Annotated in this window: 11 protein-coding genes and 2 pseudogenes; 6 read left to right on the top strand and 7 right to left on the bottom strand. The window is 58.2% G+C overall.

The window, feature by feature from the left end; all coding sequences use genetic code 11:
• Nucleotides 1-14: 14 nt before the first annotated feature.
• From ABID59_RS21795 to ABID59_RS21765, 7 genes and pseudogenes are all read right to left on the bottom strand, one after another.
• Nucleotides 15-842 carry a class I SAM-dependent methyltransferase gene (locus ABID59_RS21795; protein ID WP_354084728.1) on the bottom strand — a complete coding sequence of 276 codons (828 nt, stop codon included), beginning with the start codon at nucleotides 840-842 and terminating at the stop codon, nucleotides 15-17.
• Nucleotides 843-956: 114 nt separating this feature from the next.
• The gene (locus tag ABID59_RS21790; protein WP_354084727.1) at nucleotides 957-1,475 is read right to left on the bottom strand and encodes a GNAT family N-acetyltransferase; all 519 of its coding nucleotides are present in this window, start codon (nucleotides 1,473-1,475) and stop codon (nucleotides 957-959) included.
• The gene (locus ABID59_RS21785) at nucleotides 1,472-2,635 is read right to left on the bottom strand and encodes an aminotransferase-like domain-containing protein (RefSeq protein WP_354084726.1); all 1,164 of its coding nucleotides are present in this window, start codon (nucleotides 2,633-2,635) and stop codon (nucleotides 1,472-1,474) included. The genes ABID59_RS21790 and ABID59_RS21785 overlap by 4 nt, the downstream gene beginning before the upstream one ends.
• Before the next feature lie 42 nt (nucleotides 2,636-2,677).
• The gene (locus ABID59_RS21780; protein WP_354084725.1) at nucleotides 2,678-3,304 is read right to left on the bottom strand and encodes a CDP-alcohol phosphatidyltransferase family protein; all 627 of its coding nucleotides are present in this window, start codon (nucleotides 3,302-3,304) and stop codon (nucleotides 2,678-2,680) included.
• A complete protein-coding gene (locus ABID59_RS21775; RefSeq protein ID WP_354084724.1) occupies nucleotides 3,301-4,077 on the bottom strand; it encodes a phosphocholine cytidylyltransferase family protein in 777 nt (258 codons plus the stop codon). Before ABID59_RS21775 ends, ABID59_RS21780 begins: the two co-directional genes overlap by 4 nt.
• Nucleotides 4,078-4,101: 24 nt before the next feature.
• Nucleotides 4,102-5,307 carry a pyridoxal phosphate-dependent aminotransferase gene (locus tag ABID59_RS21770; protein ID WP_354084815.1) on the bottom strand — a complete coding sequence of 402 codons (1,206 nt, stop codon included), beginning with the start codon at nucleotides 5,305-5,307 and terminating at the stop codon, nucleotides 4,102-4,104.
• Nucleotides 5,308-6,411: 1,104 nt separating this feature from the next.
• Nucleotides 6,412-6,665 (bottom strand): annotated as a pseudogene (locus ABID59_RS21765) (transposase); the annotation flags it as partial.
• 207 nt (nucleotides 6,666-6,872) lie between these two features.
• Between ABID59_RS21765 and aepX the strand changes: the two are divergent.
• From aepX to ABID59_RS21725, 6 genes and pseudogenes are all read left to right on the top strand, one after another.
• Nucleotides 6,873-7,733 (top strand): phosphoenolpyruvate mutase, encoded by an 861-nt coding sequence (gene aepX, locus ABID59_RS21760; protein WP_354084814.1) that lies wholly within the window; start codon nucleotides 6,873-6,875, stop codon nucleotides 7,731-7,733.
• 893 nt (nucleotides 7,734-8,626) lie between these two features.
• Nucleotides 8,627-8,986, top strand: a pseudogene (locus ABID59_RS21755) (glycerophosphodiester phosphodiesterase family protein); the annotation flags it as partial.
• 765 nt (nucleotides 8,987-9,751) lie between these two features.
• On the top strand, nucleotides 9,752-10,144 hold the full coding sequence (locus ABID59_RS21745) for a Nif11-like leader peptide family natural product precursor (RefSeq protein ID WP_354084723.1): 393 nt from the start codon (nucleotides 9,752-9,754) through the stop codon (nucleotides 10,142-10,144).
• 137 nt (nucleotides 10,145-10,281) lie between these two features.
• Nucleotides 10,282-11,814 carry a radical SAM family RiPP maturation amino acid epimerase gene (locus ABID59_RS21740; protein ID WP_354084813.1) on the top strand — a complete coding sequence of 511 codons (1,533 nt, stop codon included), beginning with the start codon at nucleotides 10,282-10,284 and terminating at the stop codon, nucleotides 11,812-11,814.
• Between the two features lie 633 nt (nucleotides 11,815-12,447).
• Nucleotides 12,448-14,427: a RiPP maturation radical SAM C-methyltransferase gene (locus tag ABID59_RS21735; protein ID WP_354084722.1), complete on the top strand. Its 1,980-nt coding sequence runs from the start codon at nucleotides 12,448-12,450 to the stop codon at nucleotides 14,425-14,427.
• Nucleotides 14,428-15,354: 927 nt separating this feature from the next.
• Nucleotides 15,355-15,639: a hypothetical protein gene (locus ABID59_RS21725; protein WP_354084821.1), complete on the top strand. Its 285-nt coding sequence runs from the start codon at nucleotides 15,355-15,357 to the stop codon at nucleotides 15,637-15,639.
• The last annotated feature ends 21 nt before the right edge of the window (nucleotides 15,640-15,660 follow it).

Below are 15,660 nucleotides of genomic sequence, written 5' to 3'. Positions count from 1 at the left end.
CATACGGAATATAATTACTGCACGGTCCGTACTGCAGTTGTGAGTTCGGTACTGTAGGTCACATCAATGGTGCCAACTGCGTCACAATGGTCCGACAAGATTGACCGTAGCTCCTTGATGATGTCGTTACCGTGCGTCGTCCGCGCCATTTTGAGTTGGATTGTTGACAAAGCGAATGCCTCAAAGCTCTCGGTAGTAAACGTTCTTGGCCAATCCCATCTCTGGACCATGACGTTTGAAAATCGATCATCTGAGGCAAGTTCAGCCTCGAAGTCGGAGACCGAATGTCCGCCCCCAGCATCCGCGTATGTGCCTGTTCGATAGCCGGGAACAAACTTCTCGAGGAATAACTCGAAGGACTGGAAGAAGCCGGTCTCGTGGCAGCGCTTGTTCTGCAATATCGCGAGGAGACCATTATCTACCAGGACGCGGTGCGCTTCTGCGTAGAAGAGCATCCGGTCGAAAAGTTGTGCGGCACCAGCAGCCGTTATAACGCCAACGGTTCGATCGCCGAACGGAAGTTGCTCGGCCAGAGATTGGACGAACCGAACTGGCTGACCGGTCTTTCTTGCTTTAATAGCGCGCTCAATCATTATCGAACTGGGCTCCAGACCAAGCACTTCAAAGGATCCGTCGAGAGCATCGGCTAACATTCGGGTGAAGATACCCGTCCCGCAGCCCACGTCGACTATTCGGCTGGAAGAGGGACGCAAAGACGAAGCCCCGGACGCAATCTCACGAACTGCGCAAATAGGATATCCCGGTCGCTCCTTGTCGTAGTGCTCACCAAGTGTCTGATAATGTTCCCATCCAACGGAGTTCGCTGAAATCTGTGCCGGCATGAGAGTTCTCCAAAGACGTTTTCGTTCGGTTCCACACCGAGCCAATGAGGGTGTTGGACGGGCGGCTGGGTCGAGTCCAAGGCAGCCCGGCGCGCCCGTCGTTAGCTTCATCGCTTAAGAATGATGCGGCTGTCCTATAGCTCTTTTGAAGCGGTAATGGGGTTGAAGGCCCGGCACCTGCCTCTCGCCACCAATCTGTTCGAACCCATGATGTCGGTAAAACCAGCGGGCCGTTGTTCGCCCGTTGCACCATACCAGGAGCCCACCACGCTTACGGATTTCACGTAGACCATGGTCGAGTACGGCACTGGCAAACCCAAGGCGACGAAAATCTCTTGCCGTTGCCATTCCACGAATTCTCCAACTGCGCCCGGATGACTGACTTCCTTGATCCGAATCCATGTCTTCGAGAGTAAACGTACCGACGGACGCCAGGACCGATCCACAGTAGGCGCCGACGTGAAATAGGGCCTTGGCGTCAGGATAGGCCGGCACTGGTTTCGGAGGTGCAGGTGCCAATTCCGAAGTCCGGAGGTCAAAGCCTCCTTCTTCGGAAATGAGACAAACGTGCAGATCAGTATCGCTGGTGGGGAACTGACTTGTTACGTGAGCTTGCGTTACCTGGCCCTTCATTGGTTCAACTCCCGATCCGCAGGCGCATCCATGAGAGATGCAATTGCCTTCAACCCTCGAACAAGTTCATCCTGATCCGACGGCGCGCCTAGACCGAGCCGAAATTTGCGGTCGCCCTGTTGATTGTTAACGGCGAAGGAATCGCCCGGTCCAACAACCACTCCAGCATCGAGGGCCGCCTTAACAAAAGCGTCAAGCTGCCATGCCTCAGGCAAGTTGATCCAAAGATGATAGTTGAATGCGCTTGGAGATAGCTGCATCCGCGGAAGGATCGACGCAGCCAAGGCCCGGCGCCTCAGGGTCTCCGTTCGCACCGATCGCAGTATTTCTGAGCCGATCCCATTTGCGAGCCAATACGATGCGACCTCTGCCACCAGCGGTGCGACCATCCAGTTCGTGGTCCGCACTCCAGGCCAAAAGACATTTTGCGAGATGTCCGAGTTGGGACCTACGACATACGCCACCCGAAGCTGCGCGGCGAGGGATTTGCTTAGTCCCAAAATGTACCAGCTGCGCTCGGGCGCATAGAGAGAAAGTGGAGGAGGCGCCTCTTCCGGCAGCACGCCATATATATCATCTTCAAAGAGCCAAACATCGTGTCGACGAGCCACCGTCGCAATGTCTGAGCGTCTTGCCTCAGACATTGTTGCAGATGTTGGGTTATGCAGTGTGGGCATGCAATAGAGGGCCCGAGCATTCTCGCCCAGCTCAACGCAGGCCTTCTCAAGACTCTCCGGATCGATCCCTTCAACATCCATTGACACAGCGTGAAGCTCGATACCGAATATCGCCGTAAGTGGCTTGATTGCTGGATAGGTCAGCTCTTCCGTTAGAAGGACACCGCCGGCTTTGACGAACCGGGCCATTAACATCGCCAGTATGCTCTGCGAGCCGTTTGCGAGTACGACACGCTCTACGCTCGGCTTCTGACCAAGCCGCCGACTAAGCCACGTTGCTCCCGCGTCTCGGTCGCCCACAGTTCCTATGAAGCGCGGAAAGCGAATGGCATCCGCGATATTTGCACGTCCAAGGGCGGCAAACGTGTCCGTCAAAGCGCGTTGAACCACGGAGCTGGGAGGTGGAAAATTCCGACCAAAATCGATCGGTATCACTTTGGGTGATAAGGGCTGCGCTTGTCCAAGCTTAGTCAGATCGTTCATTTCGCTCTCGCTAGTCATAACCTTATGAATTGGCCGCTGATCCTAGTGCTGAAGGCCAGATCGGGAGATCATCACCAAACTGATAGAGCCCGCGATCGCGAAGGCGGTGGCGATTGGGACTGCGATCCCCCGAATAGCCGGAACCCGAATCTCAGTTGTGACATGAAGCACTGCAAGAATGATGAAAGCGATCGCCACGGCGGTCGGAAAGAGGTCGCCAGGAAAGTGCGACCGTGAAAGGAAGAGCATCGCAAGAAGTGGCGTATCGTACGAAACGGGGATGCCCGTGAACCGAGCGTCGGCAGTAAGACCCACGTTCTCGAAATAGCTGAGCCTGATGGCACCCGCTAAAACGAGAAGCACGCTCGCGACGAGCGACAGGGCAGTTCCTTGACTGATAAGGATGATCACTGCAGCCGGGAACACGACTCCATGAAAGAAGTCGGCAAATCCATCAAAGCTCTTTCCGAACTCCGGCACACCTCGACGGCGAAGATGGCTCGTCTTGCGGGCAACATGCCCGTCCCAATGATCCAAAAACCAGGTCCAGAGCATTGCCGCAACGCCGAGCTCTATCTTGCCGTTTAAGGCCAGGAACAGCCCAATAACGGCAAACAGATAGGCGAGGGCGGTGATGGCATTTGCGTAGTCACGGAGATACCCGATCATCGCCTTGCTCCCGTCGACGGCGCGAAAATCGTCTCCGCTAGGCGCAGATCATCTTTGCTATCGATTTCGAACCAGCGGGTATCGCTGCAATCCGCCGCTGAAAGCTGCAGCTCTCGCTGCTCGACAAGCCGTGCGAGGACCTGCTCAACATAGACCGTACGATGCCCGCTTTCCACAGCCTGGTGCAATGCTGGCACCAGCTGTTCGCGCGAGGCTTCTGCGGAAAAGCGCGTCAGGTTGATGGTCTTGAAGAGACCCCTGGCCCGGGCCTCGACGGGCGTCTGGTTCATGACGAACGTGACGACAGAACCATCGTCAGCCAGCTCGACGGCGGAGCCACTCATTGCTGCGTTGAACGCCGCCACAGCCGCCACGCTCTGCTTGGTAGATGAGACCGTTCGAAGTGTTCTTTCGAGGACTTCGCGCTCAAAGAACACATCGCCTTCGAGAAAGACGGTGTCGCTGGCAAGCATTGTGTTTCGCGCTAGCCATAGGGAATAGGCGCTGCCGGTCCGATCGAAGATGGGATTGTGGATATATTCGATGTCGACATCCTCGAATCGATGGCCACAGGACTGTTCGATGGCTTCCTCGCGATAACCCACGACGATGGTTACTTCGCGAGCCCCGAGCTCAGACAACTGATGCAGCGCGTTGTGCAGCATCGAAGTTCCGTTCACCTTCACCAAAGGTTTCGGAACAAATTCCGTGTAGGGGCGCAGCCTGGAGCCCATTCCTGCGGCAAGGATCACCGCCCGCGTACCATTGAGCATTTTCAAACGTCCTTCTGGCAAGCTTCAGGCTGGTTGCCTGGTCTTGAGGCTGTTCAGGGTCTCGACGACGCGTTTCAGTCCCGTCTCCAGCAGGTCTGGTGGAGCACCGAAACAGAGACGCAGGCCATTCACGTCGCCAAAGGTACCGCCGGCAACGGATCCCACATCGGCTTCCTCCAGGAGCAATCGCGCAATGTCGTCGGTGGATCGAAGGTGGCCGCTGGCCGGCAAAGCTGAGACAAGCCTACTGAGATCGAGATAGAAGAAGAACGAGCCGTCGGCGCCCGGCAAGCTTACGTCCTGCAGACCAGAGAGGATGCGAAGACCATTGTTGCGAGCGTCGGACAGACGCTCATGCATCTTTCGTTCAAAACTGCCGTCGCCGACTTGAAGGTGATGCAGGACGGCGTGCTGTGCGATTACGTTGGCATTCGAGGTCGTATGGCTCTGCAGCTTCTTGGCCGCGGAAACGATCTCCGGCGGAGCTGCGAAGTAACCCAGGCGCCAACCGGTGATCGCCAGCTCTTTTGAGAAGGCGTTGACCAGGATTGTCCTTGAACGGACGCCGGGATGCGCCATGACGATCGACTCATGGCGCGAACCGGTGAATACGAAGCTGGAGTAGCTTTCGTCGGAAACGATCCAGAGCTGATAGTTGATCGCGAGATCGCCGATAGCTTGTAGAGTCATTCGATCATAGATTGCGCCGGTCGGATTGTTCGGCGAGTTAATGATAACGGCTTTCGTGCGCGGGCTGACAGCGGCGCGAATTGCGACAATATCAGGAGTATATGTCGGGGGGCGAACGTCGACGAACACGGGCTTTGCGCCAGCGAGAAGAACCTGGGACGGGAATGTCGGCCAGCAGGGGCGAATGATGATGACCTCATCTCCAGGATTGAACACCGCCAAGGCAGCGTCGAGCAGGCCCTGCTTTGCACCCGCAGTGATAGCGATGTTATCCGTATTCCAGTCGATGCCTGTTTCCGCAGACAGCTTTGCGGCAACGGCGCCGCGAAGCGGCGTCAGGCCGATGGAATCGGTATACCGGTTCGCGCCGGCATTGATGGCGGCAATCGCTCCTTCGCGCACGGATGATGGTGGCTCGATGATGACTTCGCCGTCGGCGAGATCGATGATCTGACGGCCGGTCGCGGCAGCTATCTTAGCCGCCTCACGGGCGGCGGCAGTGCCCGAACCTGACAGCAAAGACATCCGTTGCGCCAACATGTGCGCTCCTCCTGCATCGATGGTCGAATTTGTTACGGTGATCGCAACCGCTTCGCCGCCGGTACGCGATCTGCCTCGGCCGATATCACTCTTCCGATCGACAACCGCGTCGTAGCCAAATGGGGCTTTAGAGTTCATTGAGACCGGCGACCTCTTCATCGCGCCAAGATGCCCTTCATGCACTTACAATGAGGGGCGCGGTTGGAGCAGACCTGAGCACACAGTATTTTGGAACCGAGGAGCCAACGCATCGATGGCGGCCGTCGGCCAGAACAGATTGTGAGTGAGTCTGCATGCTGAACTCCTTGCAGCTGATGTTTGCGCAGCCCGATGCTCATCCGACAAATAGTTTGCTCCCATCAGTAGATCAGATACTAACGTTGGTAGTTGACCCGAGCGCAAACGTAAGTCGTTAGAATTGAGACGAGAGTTGCGGCTCTACGGTGCTCGGAGTCGAGCAGGTCTAGACTTGCCCTTGGCGATGGCTTCTATCATTTGCAAGCATGTCGATGCACGAGGCGCTTGAAACATGCCGCAGTCCGATCGTGAGAGTGCCGCCCGCTCTACCGACGATGCTTATTTAGCTCAGAGTGGTGCGGATAAGCGATGCATCGATGTGAACGACATCGGCGGTCGCGATCTTCGCCTTGAGACGGGCCCCGCCCGCGCCGCTTGAAGATCATGCGGTGGGCGCCCCACCGCTCGCGGATGCGTATCAAGCCGGAGTGGTCGGGAAGAGCGTCATGCGGTCCTTAGCCGACGAACCATCGGATGGCGACATTGACTTGAGCCTCCGATCGTCGACGATGCCCAGTGACAGCGCAGCGAGCATCAACCCTACAGCGACTTCCGGATAATCGCCCGGCCATCGCCGAAGAAATAACAGTGAGACTTCGTGGTGTAGCCGAGAAGAATAGCGTACGCGATCGACCCGAACCGCCACTGGTCGTCGGGGATTTGCTGGCGAAGCGAGGAGGTGACGAACAGCTCTAGCTGATTCTGTTCCTTCCCAGCATGTGGCGCCCCTCCGACCGCGACTCACAAGGAAAACGGAATCAGTCCGCCCGAACTCTTTTCAACAACCTCCACTCGGCAGCGCTGTCACGTGGCGTTCAGCACCTTGGCGGCGGCCTTGATGCCCTCGTGGGCGTCCGAGATTCACTAGCTGAGGGCCGCGCAGACCCCGCCTCGCGAGCCTGCGCAGGACGCCATCCGGGCATGGGCCGACATCCACGCCCAGGACTTCGCGCCGGCCATCACTGTACGCCGATCGCGACGATGCCCGCGACCGAGACAATGCGCCCCTGCTGGCGCACCTTCACGTAGGTGGCGTCGATCCACAGAGAGAGCCATCGCCCTCGGCCGGACGGGCAAGAACGCTCCGTCAACTATCAAGCCGACTAATTGATCTAGATGTCAGAAAAGCCGAGTGATTGCCGAATGAAGGTTGGGCTGCTCAGTCGGGTTGCTCAACCGTCGCTCTTGGGGTGTTCGGCATGAAACGTCAACCACAATCTGTACTCGCCAACGGTCCTGATCGATGCACCGCATCCTCGCTCGCAGAAATGCTGCGTGCACAGGTGTGCTCCAATCTTGAACTTTCCTTCCTCATGGAAGCGCATGACGGCCTCTCCGCTGCGATCGCCGAGCGCGCAGGGTTCAAAGGTCTCTGGGCGTCGGGTCTTTCAATTGCCTCCTCTCTTGGGTACCGTGATGTCAACGAAGCGTCATGGTGCCAACTTGTCGATGCAGTCGAGCGGATCGTGGACTCGAGCAAACTGCCTGTTCTCGTTGACGGCGATGGCGGCTTCGGGAATTTCAACAATGCACGCCTCCTTGCCCGCAAGCTCCGTCAACGAGGCGCTGCGGGCGTTGCGCTGGAGGACAGCTGCTTTCCGAAGATGAACTCGCTCATTGGGGATCGTCATCCCCTCGCCGATATCCACGAATTCTCCGGCCGCCTGCGGGCAGTTAAGGATACAGTCGCGGAAGACTTGGTCCTCGTGGCCCGGATCGAGGCGTTAATCGCGGGGCATGGAATGGACGAAGCAATTTTACGCGCTCACGCTTACGCGGACGCTGGTGCGGATGCGATCCTCATTCACTCGCGAAAGAGCACCGCGGACGAGGTTCTTTCCTTCACGCGCACCTGGCAAAGCCGATTGCCCGTCGTGATCGTGCCAACGACATACTATCGAACACCAGTCTCTGCGTATCGTAATGCCCGCATCTCAACAGTGATCTGGGCCAACCACTCAGTGCGAGCTGCACTAGCGGCAATGCAGCAGATCTGCCGTCGTATCATTGCCGAAGAAGGCGTTGCCGGTATCGAGCCCAATATTGCGACGCTCGACGAGGTCTTCGAGCTTTTGAGGTATGACGAACTTGCCCGCGCGGACGCGCGCTATCTTCACCCTCTTGACTGAGGGCAATGATCTCCCATTTACACGCAACAAACTCGTTCTCGAAGGACCACCGGCATTCAATCGGCCGCCTTACTGTTACGCTCCACCGCATTGTTCAGCGAAGCACAGGCGTTCCCTCCCAAAATTGGATGCGCCATAGACAGCTTTTGCGCGGCTGATCCGAACATGCTGCAGATCTACGGGGCTCATTTCTCTCTTGAAGAGGGCCAACGCGGACGGTGATCCGTCGTCCTCTTCAAGAAAGCTGGTAGACTCCACACCGCAACAGCAACCACAAGCGACATTTTGAGACCGACGGAGAGCGCTCATGTTAAGGCAGCGGACGGTTCTGCTCGACTCTTCGGGCACCGCCGCCAATGTGACAGATCTGCCTGGCGGCGCAGTTCGCAACGTGTTCGCTTTCAGTACGCGCCGCTGGCGCAAGCAACTGACCCGGCTAAGGCTGATTGGGACCATGGTTGTCGCTTCAACTGTGGCTGGCAGTGTTACCGATGCGATCGCGGGAGGCGAGGGGAAGGCTGGCTTGCAAACCCAAATCGGCCGGGTGCAGCGGGGCTAAAGCCATCTCTCTACCGTTTCCCACATGTGGCGAGACAACCCAAAAGTTGGCTCCAATGATCCGAACGATCCCGTCGATGGCACCGTCAACAAGACGATCACCGACTGGCTAGCGGCAAGGCCGCTTGGAAGTCCAGCCTTGGTCTGGATAGGCCCGCTCTTGGCGACGCAAAGTCTGAAATCGACACCTCCGGTTACGGGAAGGATCTCTTCCTGACCGGCCCCGAAGCCAAGACCCGCGGCATCGATCCGCATCGGAAGCAAATACTGCCGCACCGCGGTCTGTTCGATAATTCCAAGGGCATTCTCGAAAACACCATTCAGCCGCCGACAACGCGCTTAAGCACGGTTTCCACGGTGTCGAACTCGATCTTCGCGCAGATAGGAGCGGCTATGCCTGGATGATGCATGACACTACGCTCGGGCGGGTTATTCAGCGATCCGAACAATTGCTTGATTCGGATATTTCTACCGAGGAAATCAAGAACATGAACCTCTCGATATGGAATCCCATCAATAATAAGCGAATTCCGGCGCTTGACCGCAACTGCAATCCGCAAAAGATGGAAGACCTGCAGTACGTGCAAATCGAGCAAAAGCGCTTTCCGGTCTTCAAGGCCAGCAGGGCAGTGCACGAACGCCTGAACCGCGACGAGAGCTCGGAGACGATCAGCTCGCCGTCTGAGGTTGTTTAAGAGGGCAGGTGGCGCGCAGCCCGACCGTAGGGTTCTATCATGCCAAGCCGGCGGCGGCCGACGCGGTAACGCGCCACCTGTTGGGCAGGGTGCTAGCCACCATTAGCATCGACAAGTCCCGCGGTCAGAGCGCGCCAATGATCAGTCCATCCACGCCTGGCTCAGACCAAGGCCGTTGCGCTGAATTGGTTCGGCTTCAAGTGAATGATCGTGAACAAACGGTGGTGAGAACCCTCGTCCGCCCCATCGGAGCCGATTATCACTTGGCTCCCGGAAGCGCGGAAACCACAAACGAGGGTCTTCGATCTGGCGTTCGTTTCGGACCCGCCACCAAATCGATCGAAAGAGCCCAGCAATCTCAAGAGATTGCTGGATTCTGTTTTGAGTCGCTTTGGTCAAGCGATCAGTAACGGGAGGTGCCACCCGAATGTCCTCTGCGCTGGCGCGTAAAGCCATAGCCCGGGTTGATGCCGCGTCCTGCATGCGTGCCCGACGCCGTCGCCCTGCACTGGGCCGCTCGGTTTGCTGTCGCCCGCGATTAAAGACCGGACGACTTTAGATACCGACAACGAAATCTTGTCCCGAATCGTGGGCCGGTTGTCGGTTCCATACCAATGTTGTCGTGTTGACGACGCGAGACAAAGCGAAAAATCAGCAATTTTCAGTCTGGCGCGTTGCTTGCTTTGTTCGCGCTGTCGGCGTCGATCGCCTGCGAAGGCATCGTGCATAGTTTGGCAACATTGAGCGAAGACGTGGAGACTGGCTGTGTCGCGAACTGAGGTAGAGCGGTTTGTCAACGATCTAGGGAAAAAGGGCAATCTGCTCGAAAACGCAAAACCGAGTGCTACAGGTCTTGCATCAATTGTAGCGGTCGGAAAAAGTCACGGCTACGATTTTACTCTTGATGAAGCTAAGAGTTACATCCGGTGTCGAAGCCGACAGGAGTTGATTAGTAAGCAGCTCGATGCGACTGCAGGCGTCAATCCTGATTCGAGTGTTGCGATCTCGAGCGGCGTTGTGCAGGCCACCGGGTTGGCCAGGTCCGCTGCGGAGGTGCCCACGAGCGGCGTACAGGTCGCGGAAGCGCACTTTAACTTCGCCTCGGCAGTCGAGCCCGTCGCTGTTGTTCTGGTTGTTGTTGTTGCGGTCGCGGCCTGACATGCCTTTCGCTCTGACCGCATTGGCTCGTGCTCAAGGAGACGAGAAGTGCGACGAGAACATGAAAGCAGCCTCGTCCGGGGGGAGATCATTGCCATTAGGCTTATGAGATGCTGCTTCAAGGTTTATCCGACGTGATGACGCGCGCTGCCACCGAACACTACCGACGGAGTGTTGACCGTCGCACCCCCGAGCAACTGCGCACCCTGTCGCACGTCAAGCGCTTCACGGAGCGGTTAGCTGGTGACGTGGAGTTCCGCAAGGCACTTTCGGAGAACGTCGATGCCCCTCGTACGGTAACAGAGCGCTACGGCATCGAAGTTGACCCAATGGAAATGTTGCCGCTCTGGCACGCAGACTACCAAAAATACCGCTTCAAGCCGGAGTCTGCCCAGTGGCCGCTGGCTACGATGTGGGACGAGCATCTGCGCGAGATGTTGCGCCATCGCGACCTCCTGCGCGACGAAGGCGAAATGTCGACGATTAACCCTCGTTTCCATGCCTGGCGCGAGCGCCAAATCCGGCGCTGCAACGACGAATTGGGCGCATCGTCGCTATCGGTCACGTACCCGATCATCGCCTTCGAGTTGAGCGAAGGCTGCACCGTTGGTTGCTGGTTCTGTGGCCTCTCTGCCGACCGGTTCAAAGGCTATTACGACTACAGCAAAGAGCAGGCAGAGCGTTGGCGTGGCGTAGTTGGCGTCGCGAGCGAGGTGTTTGATTCGGCAGCCCGTACTGGCTTCTGCTACTGGGCTACAGATCCTATGGACAACCCACACTACGATCGCTTTCTGTTCGACTACTATCGGATCACGGGCGCATTGCCGCAGACAACGACCGCTGCGCCGCTTAAGGATCAGGCACTCACCAGACGCGTGCTCAGACTGTTCAACCTGTATGGCACCACGCCGAATCGTTTCTCCGTGCTGAGCAAAGCACATCTCAACCAGATTCATATGACGTTTTCGCCAGAGGAGCTGCTAGGGGTCGAACTCATCCTGCAGGGCAAGGAGGCGCCGACCGCAAAGGCTTTCGCCGGACGCGCGCGCGAGCGGAAGGGGAAGCTCAGGTCCGCCATCAAAGATGATGCAATCGCGTTGCTGGAACGCGATCATACCACGATCGCGTGTGTTTCCGGCTTCCTCGTAAATATGCAGCAGGGACGTTTGCAACTGGTGACGCCGGTACCGGGGAGCGAACGCTGGCCTCTCGGTTACCGCATCTTGGGTGAACGTTTCTTCAGGACGCCTGACGAGTTCCGGGAGGGGCTGCAGAGCATGATCAACCAGTATATGCTCGAGAGCCCAGCCCCCGACCTGCCGATCCGCTTCCGCAGAGACCTGCAATACAAAGCAGGGAACCGGTACTTTCAGCTCCGCGCCCGCAATATGGAACACCGGGTGCCCGACGACGTCGCTCCGATTTCCGTTGGCGATCTCATCGCGTTCGGCAACTGCACAGCGTCGGAGCTGGTTATGCGGGTCACGACTGACGGAACGAGCATACTTGCAGTCGCTGACTTGCTCGATCGGCTGTACGCGGCCGGGGTAATCGAAGACGACCTCGACGACCGCTTCGCCTGGCAGACCAGCAATTGGACGACGAGCCGCATCGAAGCTGCCAAAAACGCAGGCTCTCGCACGGACGTAGATCATGCCGATTCGCACTGAGGTACTACGTCAGTATCGAGGAGCTGCGGCATCTTACCATCTCGCAGTGTGGACTGGGGTGGCAAGCCGTTTCGCATCCACCGTCCGCGGCTTCATGGCGCGCAGAACCGACGTGACCGCAGAACCTGTTCTTGGCGTGCCGGGCTCTCCTAGGCAGCTCGAACTCATTGGGTCTACCACCTGCCTGAGCTCCGCCGGATGGGCTTTGGTAGCTCCGCGCTGGACGCGACCGAAGGACTTCCGCGCTCGCGGCTTCGAGCCAAGTCCTCGTTTTTTGCACATCGGCGAGTACGACTGGAACGCTGCACGCTCTTCGTCAAGAACGGCTCGACCCGAACTGATCCTTGGCGTGGCGCCGCTTAATGTCGGGAGCGAAGCGGTGTGTCGGCTCATTCACCGCTCGGCTCTAGCACCCTCCGCTGGACTAGCGCGTTCATGCTTTCCAGTCTCCAGGCAACGAACGTGACACGGAAACATGGCTCGAAGCGCGCCGCCTAGCGCATTCGCTGAATTAGTTGACTTCATGTTCACGGCTCCAATCACGGAGTCGCGCAGAAGTTCACATTGCCGTCCAGCGCATGAGACTGTGCCCGGGCGAACGCGCTTAGCCTACCACAAATAATGTGGCATCACATGAGTATCGATGTGCCAATCGTCTTAGTCAACATGCCTATGTCGGCAGTCGAAAGACCGTCGTTGGCGCTTGGTCTGCTGAAGTCAGCGCTGACCCAGGCTGGCCTGCAAGCCACGATAGCATATCCCAACATCTGGTTTTTGGAATACATAGGCATTGCCGACTATGGGCCTCTTGAGAGTTGCCCGCCAGAGGAGGCGCTGGTTGATTGGCTGTTCGCGGGCGTTGCTTTTCCCGACTTCGAGCCTGAAGAAAGCGCCTTCCTGGACCTTTATTTCGAACGCAACCCGATACACGCAGGCAAATCGTTGGCCGAGCGTCGCGCGAATTTCCTCAGGCTGCGCTCGCTCATCGGCGGGTTTATTGATTGGACGGCTGACAAGATATTGGAGCAGCGGCCGGCCATGGTTGGGTGCAGCTCGACCTTCACCCAGCATGTTCCCTCGCTCGCGTTGCTGCGCCGTCTAAGCGAGCGCTCACCGGATCTTGTCACTCTCATGGGGGGCGCAAACTGCGAGTCGGTAATGGGGCGGAGCACTCACATGCGTTTCCCATGGGTCGACTATGTCGTGTCGGGCGAGGCCGACTTACTGATCGGCCCGCTGTGTTGGGACATCCTCAATCGCGGCAGAGACATTCCGCCTGCTGACCTGCCATTTGGCGTTTTCGGTCCGGCGCATCGCGAGGCCGGTTATCCCGCTGCGTCGACGCGCGACTTAGTGCCCCGCGCAGTGATCGAGAACATGGGTGACCTGCCGCTGCCCGATTTCTCGGACTATTTTGCCGAGCTCAACGCGTCGCTCTACGCCGACCGCATCCATGCCGGGCTGCCGATGGAGTTCTCTCGAGGCTGCTGGTGGGGCGAGCGGAGCCACTGCACCTTTTGTGGGCTGAACGGTGGATCGATGACCTATCGCCAGAAACCCGCGAGGCAGGCCGCAGAGGAGATGATTGAGATGTCGGCGCGCTACGGTTCGTCGCGCATCGAAGCGGTGGACAATATTCTGGCCACTGACTACCTTAAAATGGCGCTGCCTCGCCTCACCGCGCTACCCGAGAAGCTCGCGATCTTCTTTGAGGTCAAAGCCAACCTGAAACGCCACGAAGTGGAGAAGCTGGCTGCCGCCGGCGTCCGCTGGATCCAACCGGGTATTGAGAGCCTGGATACCCGTGTTTTGAAGCTGATGCGCAAAGGAACGAGCTCAGCGCATAATGTCCAACTCTTGAAGTGGTGCCGTCAGCACGGTGTGCGGGTCAGTTGGAGTTTGCTGTGGGGCTTCCCCGGCGAGAGCGACGCATGGTATGCGGAAATGGCTCCTTTGCTACCGCTGCTGCATCATCTACAGCCGGGACCTGCGGTGCGTTTGCGGTACCAGCGCTACAGCCCCTATCACTACGCAGCCGAGAAACATGGATTGAAGCTGCGCCCGGCCGTCTCCTATCGCTACGTCTATCCGTTGTCGGAGCGCGATCTGGCGAATCAGGTTTACTACTTCGAAAACAGTGAAGACAACGATGTCGGCGGTCATTTCGCGGCGCGCAGCGCTAACCGCCGCCCGGGGCTAAGCGCTGTCGCCAAGGGTATCGATGCCTGGCTGAAGGCCTGGTACGAGCCGAAGAAGTTGTCTATGCTGTCGATGCGGGACAGCGGCGACGAGATCATAGTCGAGGACACGCGAGCCATTGCAGTCGAGCGCGAACACCGGGTCAGGGGCCTCGCGCGGGAAATTCTTCTGGCTGCGGACGAAGGCTCGCCTGAAACCCGCCTGCGCGAACAGCTGAGCGGGACGAATGTAATGCAGGCCGAGATTGAGGCTGCGATAGCTGACATGATCGCTCGCAAATTGATTGTGCGGCTGGATGCGCGGCTGGTTGGGCTCGCGCTCTGGCATCCCTATACGCCAATCCCTCCGATGACTGCGTTCCCTGGAGGCTATTTCGACCGACGTGCCGCGCCATTGGGTACCTCGCATGAATGAGGACAACTGCGGGGGCACCTCGGAGGGAGACGCTTCTTGTGAGGCGCACGACGAGATGCCAAGTATGGCGGAGCGGGGATTTCGAGCTTTTGGAAGTTTTGTCTCTGTATGTTCCTCCGGACTGGCAGCACTGTGAAACAGTGGGCACCGGAAGAGCTCAAGGAGGGAATGCGCTTGCACAACGGGTTGCCAAGTGTCTGAGCCAGAGACAAGTCTAACCCTTCGGGGCGTAAACTACACGGCCAGCATTGGGCCGCCAAGTCTGGAGCACGAAATTTTCCTCCGCCGAAGTTAGGGGGCTAGCTTCAGCAGGTGTTGCGTTCAAACGACGGGTTATCGGCGCAAGCGCTGGGCCGTCTTGGCCGTAGTCGCAATCGCTCGGAGGGACGTCGCAGCACGAATAGCAGCTTGGTCGGAGAAAGAGATCGTCCCAGACGGCCGCGAGCATTTCGCCGAAATCGCCGCAGCCGAACTGATAGTCCCGCATGAAGGCAATTTCGCTCGCTATCGAATCCGTCCTCGGAATTCCAGCCTGGCGACAAGTCTGAGAGGCCAGATGACCGATGCCGCACCGTCAGCCAAACCGCCGGCGGCTGCGATCTACGCTCTCACCATGGAGCGCTTTCGCGGCATCACCTCTCACGATGGGAATGGACCGGCGAAGATGCAGCCGTTCCTGCCCTCGAACACGACGGCAAGGTCGCTGGCGAACCGGTCTAGCGTGTTTGTGTTCGTGGCACCGAAGACCTCCGAACTCGCCTATGAGACCGGCCAGCTTGACGGCTCTGCGGATAGCCTTCCGGTCGCGCTGCGACGCGCTATCGGCCTCGTCCGATTGAGCGGCGATGATCGCAATGATCGCGATCTCAGGTTAGTTCAGGGTTCTGCGCTCGATCGCCTACTCTCCGACAAAGGCCTACGCCCCGCATGGCGAGCGAGCTGGCGAAAAACGACGTCAAGAACGAACTGACCACCGAAGCACAGACTGCGCTCGAGAATCTCGATACCGCGTTCCAAAGAGAAAGCCTGCCTGCCGGCCTCGATCTCGCGATCACTGGCGGGCAAGGTCCGTCGAGCGCGTCAATGATCGGCCTCACCGCACAATTGCCCCTTGCGAGCTGGGGAGCCGGAACCAAGCCGATTGTCGGCGCTCGCCATCGCCGAGCAAAACCAGGGCGATGCGCATGTCCAAGACCACCGTCGACGAGCTAATTGCGCTTCGCCCTGCGCTGC

It is taken from the genome of Bradyrhizobium sp. S3.3.6, from assembly GCF_040546905.1.
Classification (GTDB): Bacteria; Pseudomonadota; Alphaproteobacteria; order Rhizobiales; family Xanthobacteraceae; genus Bradyrhizobium; species Bradyrhizobium cytisi.
This window is presented reverse-complemented; position numbering and strand designations above follow the sequence as displayed.

What these genes read in the sequence shown, in the direction of transcription:
- ABID59_RS21790 (WP_354084727.1), bottom strand. Translation starts at nt 1,475, where the DNA reads ATGAAGGGCCAGGTAACGCAAGCTCACGTAACAAGTCAGTTCCCCACC.
- ABID59_RS21775 (WP_354084724.1), bottom strand. Translation starts at nt 4,077, where the DNA reads ATGCTCAATGGTACGCGGGCGGTGATCCTTGCCGCAGGAATGGGCTCC.
- ABID59_RS21735 (WP_354084722.1), top strand. Translation starts at nt 12,448, where the DNA reads ATGAGTATCGATGTGCCAATCGTCTTAGTCAACATGCCTATGTCGGCA.
- ABID59_RS21785 (WP_354084726.1), bottom strand. Translation starts at nt 2,635, where the DNA reads ATGAACGATCTGACTAAGCTTGGACAAGCGCAGCCCTTATCACCCAAA.
- ABID59_RS21770 (WP_354084815.1), bottom strand. Translation starts at nt 5,307, where the DNA reads ATGTTGGCGCAACGGATGTCTTTGCTGTCAGGTTCGGGCACTGCCGCC.
- ABID59_RS21795 (WP_354084728.1), bottom strand. Translation starts at nt 842, where the DNA reads ATGCCGGCACAGATTTCAGCGAACTCCGTTGGATGGGAACATTATCAG.
- ABID59_RS21725 (WP_354084821.1), top strand. Translation starts at nt 15,355, where the DNA reads ATGGCGAGCGAGCTGGCGAAAAACGACGTCAAGAACGAACTGACCACC.
- aepX (WP_354084814.1), top strand. Translation starts at nt 6,873, where the DNA reads ATGCTGCGTGCACAGGTGTGCTCCAATCTTGAACTTTCCTTCCTCATG.
- ABID59_RS21780 (WP_354084725.1), bottom strand. Translation starts at nt 3,304, where the DNA reads ATGATCGGGTATCTCCGTGACTACGCAAATGCCATCACCGCCCTCGCC.
- ABID59_RS21740 (WP_354084813.1), top strand. Translation starts at nt 10,282, where the DNA reads ATGACGCGCGCTGCCACCGAACACTACCGACGGAGTGTTGACCGTCGC.